Annotated in this window: 10 protein-coding genes; 1 reads left to right on the forward strand and 9 read right to left on the reverse strand. The window is 74.6% G+C overall.

Translation table 11 applies throughout. The features are described from left to right. Position 1 precedes the first annotated feature (1 nt). The 9 genes from CFLA_RS11130 to CFLA_RS11170 all read right to left on the reverse strand — a co-directional run bounded on the left by CFLA_RS11130 (position 2) and on the right by CFLA_RS11170 (position 15,763). Positions 2 to 6,145, reverse strand: coding sequence for a fibronectin type III domain-containing protein (locus CFLA_RS11130; RefSeq protein ID WP_013117423.1), 6,144 nt, complete (start codon positions 6,143 to 6,145; stop codon positions 2 to 4). Beyond that, positions 6,142 to 7,710 carry a serine/threonine-protein kinase gene (locus CFLA_RS11135; protein WP_013117424.1) on the reverse strand — a complete coding sequence of 523 codons (1,569 nt, stop codon included), beginning with the start codon at positions 7,708 to 7,710 and terminating at the stop codon, positions 6,142 to 6,144. The genes CFLA_RS11130 and CFLA_RS11135 overlap by 4 nt, the downstream gene beginning before the upstream one ends. Continuing rightward, positions 7,707 to 9,464, reverse strand: a complete 1,758-nt coding sequence (locus CFLA_RS19050; protein ID WP_013117425.1) for an FHA domain-containing protein — start codon at positions 9,462 to 9,464, stop codon at positions 7,707 to 7,709. Before CFLA_RS19050 ends, CFLA_RS11135 begins: the two co-directional genes overlap by 4 nt. Beyond that, positions 9,461 to 10,351, reverse strand: coding sequence for a PP2C family protein-serine/threonine phosphatase (locus CFLA_RS11145; protein WP_013117426.1), 891 nt, complete (start codon positions 10,349 to 10,351; stop codon positions 9,461 to 9,463). The genes CFLA_RS19050 and CFLA_RS11145 overlap by 4 nt, the downstream gene beginning before the upstream one ends. Before the next feature lie 89 nt (positions 10,352 to 10,440). Then, positions 10,441 to 12,063, reverse strand: coding sequence for an alpha/beta hydrolase family protein (locus CFLA_RS11150; protein ID WP_245530234.1), 1,623 nt, complete (start codon positions 12,061 to 12,063; stop codon positions 10,441 to 10,443). Further along, positions 12,029 to 12,949, reverse strand: coding sequence for a GTPase Era (era, locus tag CFLA_RS11155; protein WP_013117428.1), 921 nt, complete (start codon positions 12,947 to 12,949; stop codon positions 12,029 to 12,031). Before era ends, CFLA_RS11150 begins: the two co-directional genes overlap by 35 nt. Next, positions 12,946 to 14,316, reverse strand: coding sequence for a hemolysin family protein (locus tag CFLA_RS11160; protein WP_013117429.1), 1,371 nt, complete (start codon positions 14,314 to 14,316; stop codon positions 12,946 to 12,948). Before CFLA_RS11160 ends, era begins: the two co-directional genes overlap by 4 nt. Then, a complete protein-coding gene (gene ybeY / locus CFLA_RS11165) occupies positions 14,313 to 14,765 on the reverse strand; it encodes an rRNA maturation RNase YbeY (RefSeq protein ID WP_013117430.1) in 453 nt (150 codons plus the stop codon). The genes CFLA_RS11160 and ybeY overlap by 4 nt, the downstream gene beginning before the upstream one ends. Further along, positions 14,762 to 15,763 (reverse strand): PhoH family protein, encoded by a 1,002-nt coding sequence (locus tag CFLA_RS11170; RefSeq protein WP_013117431.1) that lies wholly within the window; start codon positions 15,761 to 15,763, stop codon positions 14,762 to 14,764. Before CFLA_RS11170 ends, ybeY begins: the two co-directional genes overlap by 4 nt. 232 nt (positions 15,764 to 15,995) lie before the next feature. Here CFLA_RS11170 and ppdK point away from each other — a divergent pair, with 232 nt between their 5' ends. Next, positions 15,996 to 18,710 (forward strand): pyruvate, phosphate dikinase, encoded by a 2,715-nt coding sequence (gene ppdK, locus CFLA_RS11175; RefSeq protein WP_013117432.1) that lies wholly within the window; start codon positions 15,996 to 15,998, stop codon positions 18,708 to 18,710. The last annotated feature ends 66 nt before the right edge of the window (positions 18,711 to 18,776 follow it).

An 18,776-nucleotide genomic window follows, 5' to 3' on the forward strand; every position in this document is an offset into this window, starting at 1 on the left:
GTCACCCGTCACCTTCCGGTGCGGCGGGCTCGGGCACGGTCCAGGTGGCGGACGCGGGATCGCCGCGGCCGCTGGCGTTCTCGGCACGCACCGTGACCGTGACGACCGTGCCGGGCGGCACGTCGCCGACCTCGTTCGTGTGCTGGAGCGTGCCGGGTCCGGTGTTCTCGACGCGGTCGCGCCGCCCGGGGATCGTCCAGGTCACCTGGTAGCGCTCGATGTCGCTGCCGCCGTTGACCGCGGGGGCCGTCCAGCTGGCGGTCAGCGCGGTGCCGTCCACCACGAGGGTCGGCGTGCCGGGAGCCGAGGGCGGTGATCCCCAGCGGCCGACGGATGCGGTGCGCGCGCCCGACGAGCCGTCGAGCCGCTGCCCGGACACGGTCGTGTGCGGCCACACCGTGACGGTGACATCGCCACCGCCCACCGGGAAGCGCCAGCCGCTGACGTCGACGGTCGCCGACGTCGCGGTGGTCGACAGTCGCTGGGTGCTGCCCCAGTTGCTGGTGACCTGGTACTCGTACGAGACCGTCGAGGGTCGTCCCTCGGCGTCCAGCGCGTTCGCGGACACCGCACTCCACGAGACCAGCAGCTGTGTGGCGCGCCCGAAGTCACCCGTGGCGGACACCACGGGGGCCTCGACCGTGGGCGTACCTGGCGGTGTCGAGGCCTGCACGGTCGCCGCCGCCGACGCCGGGCCCTCGCCCTGGGCGTTCACGGCGGTGACGGTGAACGTGTAGGACGACCCTCCGGTGAGCCCGGTGACGGTGGTCGACGTGCCGCTCACGTCGAGGCGTCGGCCGTCCGACACCGTCACGACGTACCGCTCGATGGGCGCGCCGTTGCCGTCGGCGTCGGCCCACGTGAGCCGCGCGGCGCCCTGGCCGACGAGCGCCTCCGCGCTCGGCGCCCCGGGGGCGCCCGGCTGGCCGTACGTCGACGCGTCCGTGCTCGCCGCGCTCCCCCACCCGGCCTTGTTCCGGGCGCGCAGCGAGAACGTGTACGTCTCGCCGTTCCTCGCCTGGGCGAACGCGTAGGAGCGCGCGTCGGCGTTGAGGGGGAAGGTGCCGCCGTTGCTGCCGCCGACGACGAGCTCGTAGCCCTGGATCGCGTCGCCGTTCGGGGCCGTGTCGCCCCAGGTGACGGTGATCTGGCCGCCGTAGGGCACGTCGACGCGCGTGGCCGCCAGTCCCGTCGGCGCGCCGGGCGGGCCGGCGGGGATCTCCGTACCCGACCACAGGCTCCACGCGCTCGGCTCGGGTGCCTTGTTGTGGGCCCGGACACGGACGGTGTAGGCGACGCCGTTGCGCAGCCGGTCGAACGTGTAGCTCGTCGACGTCGTCGTGCGCGTCGCCGCGCCCGAGTCCGGCGCCGGGCTGATCTCCAACGAGTAGCTGGTGATCGGCGAGCCCTTGGAGACCGGTGCGTCCCACGTGGCCGTGACCGAGCCGTCACCGAACACGAGCCGCGGGGCGCCGGGAGCGTCCGGCACCGCGTCGGGGCGCGCGGGGGCGGACGCCGGCGACGGCTCCGACCAGCCGACGCGGTTGCGCGCCTCGACGGTGAACGTGTACTCGACGTCGTTCGTCAGGTTGTCGATCGTGCACGTGGTGCTCGCGCACGAGCGCGTCGCGCCGCCGGGCTGCGCGGTCACGCGGTACTCCGTGATCGGCTCGCCGCGGTTGTCCGGCGCCGTCCACGACAGCACGACGGTGCGGTCGCGCACCTCGCCGATGCGCGGCGGGACGGGGGCGAGCGGGACGCCGCTGACGCGGACGGTCACACGGCCCTCGACTTCACGCCCGGGGTCGCTCGTGACGTCCCGCACACGGAAGCGCACGACCATCAGGCCGATGAAGTCGTCGCCGGGACGCACCGTGACGCTGCTCGACGACGCCGACGCCGTGCCCGCCCCGACGGTCTCGACGACCGCGCCGACGACCTTCAGCGGCCCGGTGTCGGGGAACGGGTTGAACGCCCCCTCGAGCACGTCCACGGTCGACTCCCGGCCCTGGGCGCCGTCGTCGACCGTGAAGTTCTGGACGGTCGCGGTGCGCCGCTTGCTCGCCACGACGCGCAGGTCGACCGCGATCTCCATGGCACCGCTGCGCCCGTAGGTGAGCCGCAGGTCGAGGCGCCCCGTCGTGCCCTTCGGGGTCGTCGGGTCGGCCGACACCCACAGCTCGGAGCCTTCGGAGTCCACCACGAACCCGGCGGGCACGACGGACGTCAGCGAGTAGCCGTAGCGGTCGGCGGACGCCACGGCGCCGTCGGCCTGCTCCGGGCCGTGCGTCAGCGCGAGCAGGTCGATACGCGTGGGTGCCTCGCCGGGCTCCACCTCGATGGTCGCGCCGTCGAACGTCGGTGCGACGTCGTCGACCGCGTAGACCGTGATCTGCAGCGTGAGCAGCGCGGTGCGCGCGGTGGTGTCGGACGGACCCGTGGCGTCGGTGACGGGCACCGTGACCGACGCCGGCCCCGCGTACCCCTCGGCGGACGTGAACACGATCGTCGAGGGGTCCTTGACGAGCTCGGCGCCGTTCGAGCGCGGCGCGCTCACCTGCGTGGGGTCCGCGATGGTGGGCTTGCGGCCGGGAGCGACCTGGACGTGCTCGGCCAACGGGATCTCGATCTGCTCCCCGCTGGCCACCCGTAGCTCGGGCGCGCGTGGGCGCAGCTGGGGCGGGAAGAACCCGAGCGCGGGCACGGTGATGAACGCGTACGCGTCGGCGGTCGGCTCGGTGGTGTTCACCAGCCGGTACGGCACCGTCTGCGCGTGGTCGACCAGGGTGACGACCACGTCGCCCTCCTCGGTGACGCGCGCGACGTCGGCGTGGGACGCGGGCACCGACACCTCGAGGTCGGACAGCGGACCCGAGGGGTTCTGTGCGACCGCGAGCACGTCGACCGACACCTCGGTCTTGCCCAGCGTGTCGATCGCCGGCACGAGGACGTCGCGCGCACGCGGCGGCTGCACGGGTGCGTCCGGCGTGACGGTGACCGTGAGCACGCCGTAGTCGCTGCCGCCCCCGTCGTTCGTCGCGAGGTACGGGATCTGCACGACGCCCGGGGCGGGCGGGGCCGTCACGACGATCCGCCGGCCCTGGATCTGCGCGTCGAGGCCCTCGGGCGGCTCGATCGCCTCGAGGCTCAGCTCACGCCCGGTCGAGTCGATGTCGTTCGCCAGGACGCGCACCTCCACGCGCTGGCCGGGCCGGAGCGTCACCGCGTCGTCGACCGCGACGAGCCCCGCGGCACCGGAGGGACGGGGCGCGATGCCCACGCGCACGGACGCGACCGCCCGCTGGCCCACCCAGTCCTCGACGGCGTACGTGAACTTCTCGGTGCCGCGCGAGCCGCGGTCCGCCTCGTACTCCAGCCAGTCGGGGCCGACCTCGGTGATGCGTCCCAGGGCCGGCGCCGACGCGGGACCGAGCAGGGTCACGCCGTCCCCGTCGTCGTCGATGCCGACGAGCGGCACGGGGATGCGCACGACGTCGCCCTCGAAGACGCGCGCCTCGACGTCCTTCGGCCGCGGCGGCGACTTCGTCTGCGGGTCGGACTCGTGGACGCGCACGGTCACGGTGGCCCCCGTGACGTTCCCCGCGGTGTCCTGCACCTGGAAGGTCGCACGCGCCGTGAGCGCCCGGTTCGGCGCCTGGTAGCGCAGCACGTCGCCCGAGACGAACAGCAGGCCGTCGCCCTCCGGCAGCGGCTCCGACAGCTCGCGCAGCACGGTCAGCGGGTCGCCGTCCGGGTCGGAGGCCCCGGCCAGCACCGGGATCGTCACGACGCCGCCGGCGCGCACGCTCGCCTCCACGGGCGGTACGACAGGCGCCTGCGACGACGCGGACGGCGGGATGGGGTGCACGACGATCTCGCCGCGCGCCGACGCCGAGCCGTTCGAGACCTCGTACACGAGCGGTACCGGCCCGTCCGGCGTCCGCTCGGCGCGGATCCGCACGTACCGGTGGTCGATGACGGCGACCTGCAGCCCCGATCCCTCGGGCGCGGTGACGGTCTGGAGCACGAGCACGTTGTCGGCGGGGTCCTCGTCGTTGGCGAGCGGGTCGACGGTGACCTCGCCACCCGCCGGGAGCAACGCGAGGTCACGCACCGCGATCGGCGGCTGGGCCTGCTCCGGCCACTCCCGCACGTCGATCCGCGCGAGGCCGGTCGCCTGCTGCGGGGCCGCGGTGACGACGAACTGCACGTAGTACACCTGGGCCCGCGGCGCCTTGAACGTGAACGTCCCGGCACGCAGGTCGGGGACGATCGTCGCGCCCACCACGTCGGACACCGCGGCCAGGCGCGGCGGCTCGCTGGACGCCGAGCGGACCGCGTCGAGCGGGCTGACCACGACCTCCTGCCCGACGTAGGTCACCGCGTGCACGGGGTCGATCTGCGGCGCGACGGAGCCCGCGGCGCGCACGTCCACGACGACCTCGCCGTCGACGACGTTCGTGCCGTCGGAGACCTGCACCTGCACGGTCGTGCGGCCGAGCCCGCCACCGTCGGCGGTGAACGTCAGCACGCCGTCCTGCCGGAACCGGGCGGTCCCCACCGAGGGGTCCGCGGTCGCACCGACGAGCAGCAGGTCGTCGCCGTCGGCGTCGTGGAAGTCCGCGAGGACGCCGTGCTCGAGCTGTCCGCCGGTCTCGACCGTCAGGGTCGACGTGCGCGCCTGGGTCGGCGCGGTGTCGCCGTCGCTCACCGTGAGGGTCACCACGCCCGTCGCGGGAGCGTTCACGCCGCCACCGTCGTTGACGGAGTACTTGAACTGGACCGAGCCGCTCGCGCCCTCCGCCACGTGCACCTGCAGCGCGCGGCCGCCGCGCACGGGCTCCACGGTGCCGAACTCCGGCGGCGGGGCGTCGACCTGCGTGATCACCAGGATCTTGCAGTCCGCCGACGAGTCGTTGTCGATCACCGGCAGCAGGCGCGTGCGTCCGGCGCGCACGCCGAACGCGTCGTCGGCGGCGACCGGCGGCGCGCCCTGGTCGCTGCACTCGGTGACCGGCTCCTGCATGACCTCGCCGCTGTCGGAGTCCTCCTCGGACTCCTCCGGCTCCTCCTCGGGCACGATGTCGTCCCAGTTCGGGACGCGCACCTCGGTGTCCTCCTGCGGCAGCCAGACCCGGCCCCCGACCGTGTCGTTGAGGACGACGAGACCGCGGTTGACGCGGAACTCCAGCTGGTCGCCCGTGCTCAGCCCCTCGAGGTCCTTGACCACCGCGTCCCGGCCGGCGCACAGCTCGAGGTATCCGCCGACGGACGAGGACCACGCGGCGTACGCGCAGTCCCCCACACGCACGGGCTTCGCGGGCCTGCCGGAGCCCGTCGTGGGGTGCTCCCGCGGTGCGCCGCCGTCGAGCGGCACCTCCCACAGCGCCGATCGCCCGGCGACCAGCACGCTCGAGGCCGCCGGTCCCGGCTGCTGCAGCACCAGGTCGTCGTCGTCGACCTCCACCGTGCCCGCGAGGGTCCGCACCGTGCTGCCCGACAGCACGACCAGCTCGTCGCCCACGGTCGTCGCGGCATCCGCCTCGACGGCCCCGAGCCGGCCGACCTCCTCCGGCGCGACCGGCTCCTGTGCGGGTGCGCGGGTGACCGTCCCGGTCTCCGGCGCCAGCGCGAGCACCGCGCCGCTGCGCGCCACGACCGCCACCCCGCCCGCACCGAGCCGGAGGTCGGGCGTGTCCTGCGTGAGGTCGAGCGTGTCGAGCGCGGCGACCTGGCGGACCCACGCGTCGCCGTCACTGTCGACGAACGCGACGCGCCCCGCGGCCATGGACACCTCGGTGCCCGGCGTCGCCAGCTGGGTCGTCGTCGCCACGCTCGCCGGGTCGACGACCGACACGGTGCTCTGCTCCCGCAGCAGCACCCAGCCCTCGTCCTGCAGCACGTCGAACGTGCCGCCGGTGGTGACCAGGCCACCGTCGAGCTCCTCGACGGGCACGTTGTAGCGCCCCAGGCTCATCTTGCTCGTGGCCGTGAGCCACACGCCACCGTCGTTCAGGTCGACGCGGGCCAGCGGGAAGCCCTGGTCGAGGAGCGCGAGCGACAGCACGACCGCAGGAACCGTCACGATCGCGGCCGCCCTGCTCGCCGGCCCTCGGCGCCAGGTGCGCGCGTCCCACCAGGTCACGGCGTGCACCCCTCCGCCGGGAGCGCCGACCTGCTGCGGTCCGCCCGCACGATGGACACCTCGATGCACACCTCACCCGTCGCCTGGTCGGCGGGGACCGTCACGCGTTCGGCGTCGACGAGCTCGTACGTCGGCTCACCGGTGGCCGTGAGCACGCCCCAGAGGTACCGGTCCCCGTCCTGCGGGTCGGGATTCTGCCACGTGAACGTGACGGAGCCGTCGTCGGCGCGCGTGCCGGCGAGCGAGTGCGGCGCGGGCACGGGGCCCGCCGCCGGACCGGTCTGCGGCGGGGCGAACGTCTCGCTGGGCACCGGTGGCTCCGGCTCGTCGCCGGTCACGGTCGCGACGAGCACACCGACCACCGCGGCCAGCACGACGCCGCCGGCCACGAGTGCGGCGACGCGCGCGCCACGCCTGCCGACGGGTGCGTCGGGCACCCCGACGGGCGGCGCGGCCTGCGGGGGCGCGGGAGCCACGAGCACGGGTCGGCCGACGACGACGGCCCGGGCGCGGGTCGCGTCCTCGTCGAGGCCCGGCGGCACGGCGGGGCCCGGCGTCGCGACCCCCCGCAGACGCGTCGCGTCCTCGTCGAGGACGTCCGCCCCGGCACGCGCGACGACCGGCGGTGGCCCGAAGGGTGAGGCCGCCGCCCCCGGCGCGGTGCCTGACGTGACGCCGTGCGGGACCGGTGACGGGTCGTCGGGCAGGTCGAGGGGCGTCACCGGCAGCCGCAGCGCCGCCTCGACCTCCTGCAGCGCGCGGGCGACCGCGACAGCGGACTCGAAACGGCGGGACGGGTGCTTGGCCATCGCGCGCTCGAGGACGGCCTGCAGCTGCGGGGGCACGTCCTCGCGTCCGACGGACGGCAGCGGCGAGCGCTCGATGCGGGCCACCAGCTGCTGCGCGCTGTTGTTGCCGCCGGGCAGCTCGAACGGCGAGCGTCCGGCCAGCAGCGAGTAGACGGTCGCGGCGAGCGCGTAGACGTCCGAACGCTCGTCGCCCGTGGGGTGCTCGGCGAGCAGCTCGGGCGGCGACCACGGGATCGACATGCCCATGGTCTGGACCGCCGGCCCCGTCGTCGCGGCGATGCCGAAGTCCGTCAGCGCAGGCCAGCCGAAGTCGGTCGTCAGGACGTTGGCCGGCTTGATGTCGCGGTGCAGGATGCCGGCGCGGTGCGCCGTCTCGACGGCCGAGGCCAGCCGCACCCCGATCCGCAGGACCTCGGGCACGGGGATGCGCTCTACGCGGTACCGCTCGGCGAGCCCGGTGCGCGAGCAGTACTCCATGACGAGGTAGGGCCGCCCGTCCGGCGCGATCGCCGCGTGGTGGATCGTGACGATCGAGGGGTGGTGCGAGAGCTGGGCCATGAGGTTGGCCTCCGTCTGGAACCGCTCACGGACGTCGTCGTCGAGGCTGCCCGCGAGCAGCACCTTGACCGCGACGTCACGCCGCGGCAGGTGCTGGCGGTACAGGAACACGTCGGCGAACCCGCCGAGCCCGAGCACGCGGACGTACTCGTACCCCGGCAGGTCCGGCGGCGCGGACGCCTCACGACGAGCGGTCACGACGCGCTGCGCTCCACGGTGAACGTGACGCCGTCGCCCAGGTCGACGACCTCGTCGGGCCCCACGACGCTCGGTTCGCCGGGGTGCAGCCGCCGCACGCCCTCGCCGGGCCGCGACACGTGCACCCCGTTGGTGGAGTCGAGGTCGGTGACGATGACGTGGTCGCCCTCGACGCGCACCTCGGCGTGCGTCCGCGAGATGTCCTGGTTGGGGCTCGGCACCGTCACCAGGCGCGGCAGCTCACGGTTGGACACGCGCGCGACCTGCGGCGCGCGTCCCAGCAGGACGGCGCGGTCGAGCGCGACCACGAGTCCCGTCGAGAGCACCATGCGCGCGGCCAGCGGCGCGGGCTGCGGCACGGGGAACGGCCCGGGCTCGGCGTCCTGCGACCAGGCCGGGAGACGGTCGCGCAGCCGCGCGAGGTCGGAGGACAGGATCGTCATGCCGTCGTGGTCGTCGGACCCCGCCGTCTCGTCGGCGACCGCCGCGGGGGCGGTCACCGGCGCGAACGGGGGCGGGGCGGGCGTGGACGCGGGCGCGGCGGGGGTCGGCGCGGGCTCGGCGGTCCCCGCGTCGCCCAGCGGCCACCAGGGGATCTCGGGCTCGCGCTCCGGGGCTGGTGCCAGTTCCGGTGCCGGCGCCGGCGTGTCCGCGGGCCCCGCCGCCGACCACGCCACCGCCTCCGCGCCGGACCATGCGGGCGGGCCGGCCGCCTCGAGCAGCTCCTCGGGCGAGAGCCGCTCGGTGGGCACGTCGGGCTCGACGGGTGCCGCCGGCAGCGCGGCTGCGACCGGCGCGGGCGCCCACGGGTCGACCTCCACCTGCTCGACCGGCGCGGCGGGCGCCGGCTCGAGCGGCTCGGGCAGGCCGAGCTCGGGTGCCGGCAGCGTCGCCACGTCGGGCTCGACCACGCCCGCGGGATCGGCGGGGACGGCGGCCTCGACCGGCGCGGCCACGGTGGGGCCCGCAGGCTCGGGCGCCGCCTCCGGCTCGGACCCTGCGGGCGGCTCGGTCTCCCCCGACGGCCCCGTCTCCGCCGACGACTCGGTCTCCGCCGCCGGCTCGCTCTCCTCCGCCGGCTCGCTCTCCTCCGCCGACTCGGTCTCCGCCGACGGCTCGATCTCCGCCCCGGACGGCCGCGGCGGCTCCGCCGCGGCGACCGCGCCGCCCGGCACCGAGCCGCCCGGCACCGCGGCGACGTCGACCACCACGGGGTGCTCCGGCACCGCGTCGCCGGCGGGCTCCGGCACGATCGGCTGCTCGTGCGTCGCGGTGTCCGGCAGCGCCACGGGCACCACCGTGGCGGCGTCCGGCACCTCACCGGTCCGCAGACCGCCGGACCGCACGACACCGCCGGTCAGCGGCCACCAGGTCGCGTCGGGCACCGCGTCGACAGCGAGCTCGAGGCCGAGCACGCCCAACGCACGGTGCTCGGTCCACACGGCCCCGTCACCGGCCGTGACCTCCTGGGTGCCGTCCACGCCGTGCAGGCGGAGCCGCACCGCACCACGCAGCACCGCGTGCACGGCACCGTCGCCGTCGGCGCGCAGCACCGCGAACCCGGGCAGGGCAGCGAACCCGTCGGCCGCGACCACGCCGAGGGCGCCCAGCACGTCGCCGCCCTCGCTGGCCACCCGCCACAGGCCGTCGACGAGGCGCCACGGCGCGTCCGGCTCGACCAGCGCGAGGAACCCGTCGGACACGACGGCCGTCCAGGGTCCGTCCTGGTACTCGTGGTGCGTGCGGTCGCTCATGCGGGGTCCTCCTGGGCCTCGGCCGGCGCCGCCGGCGGGACGGGCGTGGGCGTGTCGGCCGGCGCCGGGACGGCCGACCGGGGGACGGTCGCGCCGTTGAGCATCTCGTCCCACAGGTGCGGGCCGAGGTCGGGAGCCGAGCGCGGCAGCGTCGTGGGCGTCGGCTCGGGGGTCGTGGTGCTCGCGACGTCGACGACGACGGCGCTCACGTTGTCCCGGCCGCCCCGGTCGAGGGCGTCCTGGACGAGGCGCGCCGAGGCCTCCTGCGGGTCGTCCACCGACGCGAGGACGTGCGCGATCTCGTCGTCCGCCAGCTCGCGCGTGAGCCCGTCGGTGCAGATCAGCAGGCGGTCGTCGGCGCCCGCCGGGAGCAGCCAGTAGTCGGGCTCCGGCGGCTCACCGGTGCCGAGCGCGCGCGTCAGCACGTGCCGCTCGGGGTGCTTGCGCGCGGCCGTCGGGGTGATCTCGCCGGACTCCAGGAGCTCCTGGACCACCGAGTGGTCGACGCTGACCTGCGTGAGCGCGCCCTCGGACCAGCGGTAGACGCGCGAGTCACCCACGTTGAAGACCAGCCAGTACCAGCCGCCGTCGTGCTCGGTCACGGCGACGCCCGCGACGGTCGTGCCGCCCTGGCGCCCCCCGGTGAACTCGGTGCGGATGCGCGTGGACGTGCGCGAGAAGCACGCGTGCACGTCGTCGGACGACGCCGACGACTGCCCCGCGAGCTGCGCGAACTCCTCGACGGCGATCCGGCTCGCGAGGTCGCCGGCGTCGTGCCCACCCATGCCGTCCGCCACGAGGAAGACCGGCGGGTACGCCAGCAGCGCGTCCTCGTTCACCTCACGGACGCGTCCGCGGTCCGTCGCCGAACCCCACGACGTGCGCACTGCACCACCGTCCCGTCCTCGTCGCGCCACCGGCGCACATGGTGCCTCACGCGGGGCGTACGCTTCACGTGCATCCGTCCAGTTCACCCTCAGATGTTCAGCTGGTAGACGCCCCAGTACGCCAGGACGACCAGCAGGACCGCTGATCCTGCCAGGACTGCGAGCGCCGCGGAACGCCGGACGGCCCCCGGCGCGAGCGGCACGCCCGCGTCCCGGGCGTCGTGCGCCCGCCGCGCCAGCAGGACCGCCGTCAGGACCGCGCTGATGCCCAGGACGCGGACACCGACCCAGCCGCCCTGCACCACCCAGGCGTTGCGCTGGTAGTCCATCGCGAGGCGTGCGACCGCCAGCAGGTACCAGACGAGTGCGCCGACGGTGGCCACGGTCGTGCCGCCGAGCGCGGCCAGGCGCCACGCGATGCCGGGTGCGAAGCGGCGCGGCAGGCGCTCCGGGTCACGACGGGCCCGCGAGCCGCCCGCCGGTCGCGCGACGCGCGCCACGCCGACCGCGACGGCGCCCAGGAGCATGAGCGCGGGCGCGCCCACGACGAGGACGAGCAGCGCGGTGCCGTCGCGCAGCCACCGCGGCTGCGGCACGGGTCCGGCGAGATAGGTCTGGGTGGGTTCGGCGCCCGCCACGCGGGGCGCGGCGTCACCCGTGCCCGGCAGCCCGCGGACCCAGCCGGCCAGGTCGCGCAGGAACTCGGGCGTGGGGCGCCCGCCGACGCGGATGCCGTGGTCGGCACCCTCGTAGTAGCGGATCGTGACGGCGTCGTTGCCGGCCCGGGCGGCGTCGGCACGCACCTGCAGCGCGCCCTGCACGACCGGCATCGACGCGTCCGCCGTGCCGTACACCACCAGGACGGGCGCCGTGACCCGCTGCTGCCAGCGCGTCACGTCGAAGTCGGCGTACTCGAAGCCGCCGCCCGGCATCGTCATGCCCACGGCCCGTGGGATCGCGCGGAACACCGCGTGCGGCACACCGGTGTTGCGCAGGTAGGAGTCGACCGCGAACGCCGCCTGCTGGCGCGGCGGCACCACCGGTGACGACACCAGCACGAGACCCGCGAGGTCACGGTCCTCGGCCGCCATCACGGGGGCGATCCACCCGCCCTCGCTCTCGGCGTAGACGACGACCCGGTCCGGGTCGACCTCGGGACGGTCCCGCAGCAGCTCGAGCGAACGTCCGTAGTCCGCCGCCATCGCGACGTAGTCGCGGTGCCGCGTCGTGTACGTGTCCAGGCGCTTGTCGGGCACCATCGCCACGACGCCGGCCTCGGCGAGCGCCTGCGCCTGGCGGCGGAACGCCTGGGTCGACCTGCCGGTCCCGGCGCCGTGCACGAACAGCACAGCGGGGGCGGGCTCGTCGAGGTCGAGCGGCAGGGACAGGCGCGCGCCGACGCTCGCGCCGTCGAGCGGCACCGAGACGTCGACGACCCGCACCTCGTGCGACGGCAGCTGCCGGGCACTGCCGATCGCCGTGTCGGGCGTCGCGACCTCGATGCCCTCCTCGAGCGGGGGCGGGTCCCAGTGGGGCCCCGTGACAGCGCCGACGACCGCGAGCAGGAGCGACCCCAGCGCGACGCTCGCGACCAGCCGGTACAGCGAGGAGGCGCGCGCGTTCCGCGGGCGTGCGCCGCCCGGCCGCGCGGGGCGCGCGCGTGCCGTCAGGTCCACCTCAGAAGCCCAGCCGGCCGAGCTGCTTGGGGTCACGCTGCCAGTCCTTCGCGACCTTCACGTGCAGGTCGAGGAAGACACGGGCACCCAGCAGCGCCTCGATCTGGGTGCGGGCGCGCGTACCGACGTCGCGCAGGCGCGCGCCACCACGGCCGATGACGATGGCCTTCTGGCTGTCACGCTCGACGAACAGGTGCACGCGGACGTCCAGCAGCGGGCGGCCGTCGGTGCCCGGGCGCTGCTCGCGCGGCACGATCTCGTCGACGACCACGGCCAGGGAGTGCGGCAGCTCGTCACGTACGCCCTCGAGGGCGGCCTCGCGGACGAGCTCGGCGACCATGACGTGCTCGGGCTCGTCGGTGAGCTCGCCCTCGGGGTACAGGGCTGGGCCCTCCGGCAGGTGCGCCACCAGCACGTCGGCGAGCGTGTCGACCTGGTAGCCGGCCTGCGAGGACACCGGCACGATGTCGGCCCAGTCCCCCAGCTGGTCGACCGCGAGCAGCTGCTCGGCGAGGCGGGCGCGCGGCACCGTGTCGGTCTTGGTGACGATCGCGACGACGGGCGTGCCGGAGCCCCCGGGCGGCGCCAGGCGGGCCAGCTGCTCGGCGATGAACCGGTCGCCGGGCCCGATCTTCTCGTCGGCAGGCAGGCAGAAGCCGATGACGTCGACCTCGGTGAGCGTGTCGCGCACGAGGTCGTTGAGCCGCTCGCCGAGGAGCGTGCGGGGGCGGTGCAGACCGGGGGTGTCGACGAGCACGAGCTGCGCGTCCTCGCGGTGCACGATGCCGCGCACGACGTGCCGCGTGGTCTGCGGGCGGCCCGACGTGATCGCGACCTTCTGCCCGACGAGCGCGTTGGTCAGTGTCGACTTGCCGGTGTTGGGCCGCCCGACGAGGCACGCGAAGCCGGAACGGTGGGTCATCGGGCGGCCTCCGAGCCGTGGTCCCGCACGGTGGGGGTGCCGCGCGACGGGGTTCCCGCGGCATGGGTGCCGCGGGCAGGTGTAGCGGGGGCGGCGTCCTCCGTGGCCTCCTCGGCCCGGTGCACGAGCACGGTCGCCAGGCGCTTGCGGCGGCCCTCGACACGTTCGGCCTCGAGCCGCAGACCGTGGATCTCACCGACGGCACCCGGGAGGGGCACCTTGCCGAGCGCCTTGGCGAGCAGACCGGCCGCGGTGTCGACGTCCTCGTCCTCGACCTCGAGGCCGAACAGGTCGCCGAGCTCGTCGCGACCCAGGCGCGCCGGGACGCGGTAGCCGCCGTCCTCGAGCTCCTCGACGACGGGCGCGCTGGCGTCGTGCTCGTCGGTGAGCTCGCCGACGATCTCCTCGAGCGCGTCCTCGATGGTCACGAGCCCGGCGATGCCGCCGTACTCGTCCACGACGAGCGCGATGTGGCTGGACCCGTCGCGCAGCTCCAGGAGCAGCTCGTCGACGGGCTTGGACTCCGGCACGTAGACCGCGGGACGCGCGAGGGACGCCGCGGGCGCGTCGAGCGGGTCGCCGTCGCCGTTGCCGTGGCCGTGACCGTGGGCGGGGATGCGGCGCACGACGTCCTTGAGGTAGAGCACCCCGACCACGTCGTCGACCGACTCCCCCACCACGGGCACGCGCGAGAAGCCGGAGCGCAGCAGCAGCGCCAGCACCTTGTGCAGGGGCGTGTCCGCCTGCGTCGTGATCATGTCCGTGCGGGGCACCATGACCTCGCGCGTGAGGGTGTCCCCGAGCTCGAGCACCGAGCGGAACATCTCGCGCTCGTTCTCCTCGATCGCGTCGGACTCGCTGACGCGCTCGACCATGTCGCGCAGCTCGGCGTCGTCCTGCTCGCTCGTGGTGGTCGCGGCCTCGCCACCGCGGCCCACGCCGCCCGCGAGCGCGGTGACGGCGAGCAGCAGACGCGACAGGTTCGCGAGCACGCCGACGGGGTGGCGCCGGCCCATGCTGCGCGGGCTGACGCGCACGAGCAGGAACGCGACGACGGCGCACGCGGCGATCGCGAGCAGCGCCGTGGCCCACCACGACAGGCTGCCGGCGCTGATGGCGAGCGTGAGGCACACGGTGGCCGTCATCTCGCCGAGGAGCCGCACGAACGACGCCGCGGCCGTGACGCGTGCCGGGTCGTCGACGAGCCGGCGCACCCGCGCGGCCGCACCGGGACGCTCGGCCTCGAGCTCGGTGACGCGGGCGCGCGTGACGCGCAGCACCGCGACCTCGCCCGCGGACAGCGCCGCGGCCAGCAGGATCCCGACGACGGCGACGGCGACGAGCAGCCCGACGGGGACGCCGCTCATCGACCGGCCAGGAACGTCAGGAGCAGGCGACGCTGCAGCGCGAACATCTCCTTCTCCTCGTCGGGCTCGACGTGGTCGTAGCCGAGCAGGTGGAGGATGCCGTGCGTCGTCAGCAGCAGCATCTCCTCGGCCGTCGAGTGGCCCGCGGCGCGCGCCTGGGTCGCGGCGACCTCGGGGCACAGCACGACGTCGCCGAGCACACCGGGGCCGGCGGGGTCGCCCTCGCGTCCGGGTGTGAGCTCGTCCATGGGGAACGACAGGACGTCCGTGGGACCCGGCTCGTCCATCCAGCGCACGTGCAGGTCCGTCATCGTCGCCGTGTCGACCAGCCGCACGAACAGGTCGGCCTGCGGGTGCACGTGCATCGCGTCGAGCACGTACCGCCCCAGCGCCGCGAACTCGGCCTCGTCGACCTCGACGCCCGACTCGTTGCTCACCTCGACGCTCATGACCTGTCCCACCTCGCGTACGCGTCGATGATCTCCCCGACCAGCCGGTGCCTCACGACGTCCGACGACGTGAGGCGGCAGAACTCCACGTCGTCGACCCCGGACAGGATCTTCTCGACGACCCGCAGGCCCGACGTCGTGCTGCTCGGCAGGTCGACCTGCGTGACGTCCCCCGTCACGACGACCTTGGAGCCGAAGCCCAGGCGCGTGAGGAACATCTTCATCTGCTCGACCGACGTGTTCTGCGCCTCGTCGAGGATGATGAACGCGTCGTTGAGGGTGCGGCCGCGCATGTACGCCAGCGGCGCCACCTCGATCGTCCCGGCCTCCATGAGCCGCGGGATCGACTCCGGGTCGACCATGTCGTGCAGCGCGTCGTACAGCGGGCGCAGGTACGGGTCGATCTTGTCGGTGAGCGAGCCGGGCAGGAAGCCCAGGCGCTCGCCCGCCTCGACCGCGGGACGCGTGAGCACGATCCGGTTGACCTTGCGGGCCTGCAGCGCCTGCACGGCCATCGCCATCGCGAGGTACGTCTTGCCGGTGCCGGCCGGGCCGATCCCGAACGTCACGGTGTTCCGCTCGATCGCCTCGACGTACTCCTTCTGCCCCGCGGTCTTGGCACGGATGGTCCGTCCGCGCGACGACAGGATGTTGAACGTCAGCACGTCGGCGGGCCGCGGCGCGGCCTGCGCGCTGAGCATCACCACCGACCGGGCGACGACCTCCGGGCTCAGCGGCGTGCCGGCGGCCGCCATCTCCACGAGCTCGTCGACGAGTCGCGTCACGAGGGCGACGTCGCCGGCCGCGCCGGCGAGGGTGACCTCGTTGCCGCGCACGTGCACGTCGACGCTCGGGAAGCCGCTCTCGATGCTGCGCAGCACCTCGTCGCGCAGCCCGAGCAGCTCGACCATCGACACGTCCGACGGGACGGTGATGCGGTGCTCGATGCGTGCGTGCCGGGGTTCGGGGACGCTGGGGGCGGGGCTGGGCTCGGCCATGTGCTCGGCGGGTGCCGTGCGCTCCTTCTCTCGACGCGTGTGCCCTCCTGCGGGCTCTGCCCATCCTACGGCTCCCGCGCGCGGGCACCCGGGGCACGGTGCCCGACCCGCCCGCCGGGGGGCGTCACGTGGGCCCTTCGTCACAGAGCACACCCCTCGGTGCAGCGGAACACTGGTGCGAGGACGCCGTGGCAACGGAGCCACGGCGGCTGCGTGCGACGGAGGAAGCCACATGGCCCGCTACGTCAAGGACTTCAGCGAGGGCGACAAGGACCAGAAGGACCTGCTCGGCGGCAAGGGCGCGAACCTGGCCGAGATGACCCGGCTCGGGCTGCCCGTGCCCCCCGGTTTCACCATCACCACGGAGGCGTGCCGCGCGTACATGCGCACCGGCGAGGTACCGCCCGAGCTGCGCGTCGAGGTCACCATGGCGGTACGCCACCTCGAGGACACGCTCGGGCGCCGCCTCGGCGACTTCCACGAACCCCTGCTGGTCTCTGTGCGCTCGGGCGCGAAGTTCTCGATGCCCGGGATGATGGAGACGGTGCTCAACGTCGGTCTCAACGACGCGTCCGTGCAGGGCCTGTCGGCGCTGTCGGGCGACGAGCGCTTCGCGTGGGACTCGTACCGCCGGCTCATCCAGATGTTCGGCCGCACGGTGCTGGACATCGACGGCGACCTGTTCGCCGACGCGCTGGACAAGGCGAAGGCCGCCCGGGGCGTCACCGCGGACGTCGACCTCGACGCCGGCGACCTGCGCGCGCTGGTCGACACGTACAAGCAGATCGTGCGCGAGGAGTCCGGACGCGAGTTCCCTCAGCACCCCCGTGAGCAGCTGGACCTGGCCATCGTGGCCGTCTTCGACTCCTGGGGCACCGACCGGGCACGGCTCTACCGCCGCAAGGAGCGCATCCCGGACGACCTGGGCACCGCGGTCAACGTGTGCTCGATGGTGTTCGGCAACCTGGGTCCGACGTCGGGCACGGGCGTCGCCTTCACGCGCGACCCCAGCAACGGCCGGCTCGGCGACTACGGGGACTACCTCGTCAACGCCCAGGGCGAGGACGTGGTCGCGGGCATCCGCAACACGCTGTCCCTGGCCGACCTGGAGGACGTCGACCCGGCCGCGTACTCCGAGCTGCGGCAGGCGATGCGCCGCCTCGAGACCCACTACCGCGACCTGTGCGACATCGAGTTCACGATCGAGCGCGGCAAGCTGTGGATGCTGCAGACCCGCGTCGGCAAGCGCACCGCACCCGCAGCCTTCCGCATCGCGTGCCAGCTCGTCGACGAGCACCTCATCACGATGGACGAGGCCCTGTCCCGGGTCACGGGCGCGCAGCTCTCGCAGCTGCAGTTCCCGCAGTTCGCCGCCGACGGCGCGGACCGGGTGCTGCTCACGAGGGCCATGCCCGCCTCACCCGGCGCGGCCGTGGGCATGGCGGTGTTCGACCCGGAGACGGCCGAGCAGTGGGCCGCCGAGGGCAAGGACGTCATCCTGGTGCGTCGTGAGACGAACCCCGACGACCTCGGCGGCATGATCGCCGCCGTCGGCGTCCTCACGGCCCGTGGCGGCAAGACGTCGCACGCGGCGGTCGTGGCCCGCGGCATGGGCCGCACGTGCGTCGTCGGCGCCGAGGAGCTGGTCGTCGACTCGGCGGCACGCACGATGCGGACCCGCAGCGGCCGCACGGTGGCCGAGGGTGACGTCATCGCGATCGACGGCACGAGCGGCGAGGTCTTCCTCGGCGACGTCCCCGTCGTCCCCTCGCCGGTGCAGCGCTACCTCGAGGACGGTCTCGACGTCGCCCTGGCGGAGGCGCCCGACGAGGAGACCGCCGAGCTCGTCGTGGCGGTCCACCGCATCCTCGAGCACGCCGACGAGTCCCGCCGGCTGCGCGTGCACGCCAACGCCGACACCGCCGAGGACGCCGCACGCGCCCGGAGCCTGGGCGCGCAGGGCATCGGGCTGTGCCGCACGGAGCACATGTTCCTCGGCGAACGCCGCGTGCTCGTCGAGCGCGTGGTCCTCGCGGAGGACGACGACGAGCGGCAGGCGGCGCTCGACGCGCTGCTGCCGATGCAGCGGCAGGACTTCACGGACCTGCTCGCGGCGATGGACGGGCTGCCCACGACGATCCGGCTCATCGACCCGCCGCTGCACGAGTTCCTGCCCGACCTGACGGAGCTCTCGGTGAAGGTGGCCCTGGCCGCCGAGCGGGGCAAGGTCGACGAGCACGACGTCACGCTGCTGGCGGCCGTGCGTCGCATGCACGAGGCCAACCCGATGCTCGGTCTGCGCGGCGTGCGGCTGGGGCTCGTCGTGCCCGGCCTGTTCGACCTGCAGATCCGGGCCGTGTCGGAGGCCGTGGCGGCGCGCCTCGCGGACGGCGGGCACCCGCACGCGGAGATCATGGTCCCGCTGGTCGCCTCCGTGCAGGAGCTGCGGCTCGTGCGCGACCGGGCGACGGCGATCATGGCCGAGGTGAGCGCCGAGCAGGGCGTGACGGTCGACCTGCCCGTCGGTTGCATGATCGAGCTGCCGCGTGCGGCGCTCACGGCGGACCGGCTCGCCTCGGAGGCGCAGTTCTTCTCGTTCGGCACGAACGACCTCACCCAGACGACGTGGGGCTTCAGCCGCGACGACGTCGAGGGCGCGTTCTTCCCGCAGTACACCGCGAACGGTGTGCTGTCGGTGTCGCCGTTCGAGACGATCGACGTCCGGGGTGTCGGGTCGCTCGTGCAGACCGCGGTCGAGCTCGGGCGGGCGACCCGACCCGACATCACGCTCGGCGTGTGCGGCGAGCACGGGGGCGACCCGGAGTCCATCAAGTTCTTCGACGCGATCGGGCTGAACTACGTGTCCTGCTCCCCGTTCCGCGTGCCGATCGCCCGTCTGGAGGCCGGGCGCGCAGCGGTCGAGCACGACGGCGCCGACTCGCGCTGACCAGACCCGTGGGACGGCGGCGTACCCTCCCCGTCACGCCGCCGCTCCCACGTGCCCGTCCCCGTC

The organism is Cellulomonas flavigena DSM 20109 (assembly GCF_000092865.1).
GTDB classification, from domain to species: Bacteria; Actinomycetota; Actinomycetes; order Actinomycetales; family Cellulomonadaceae; genus Cellulomonas; species Cellulomonas flavigena.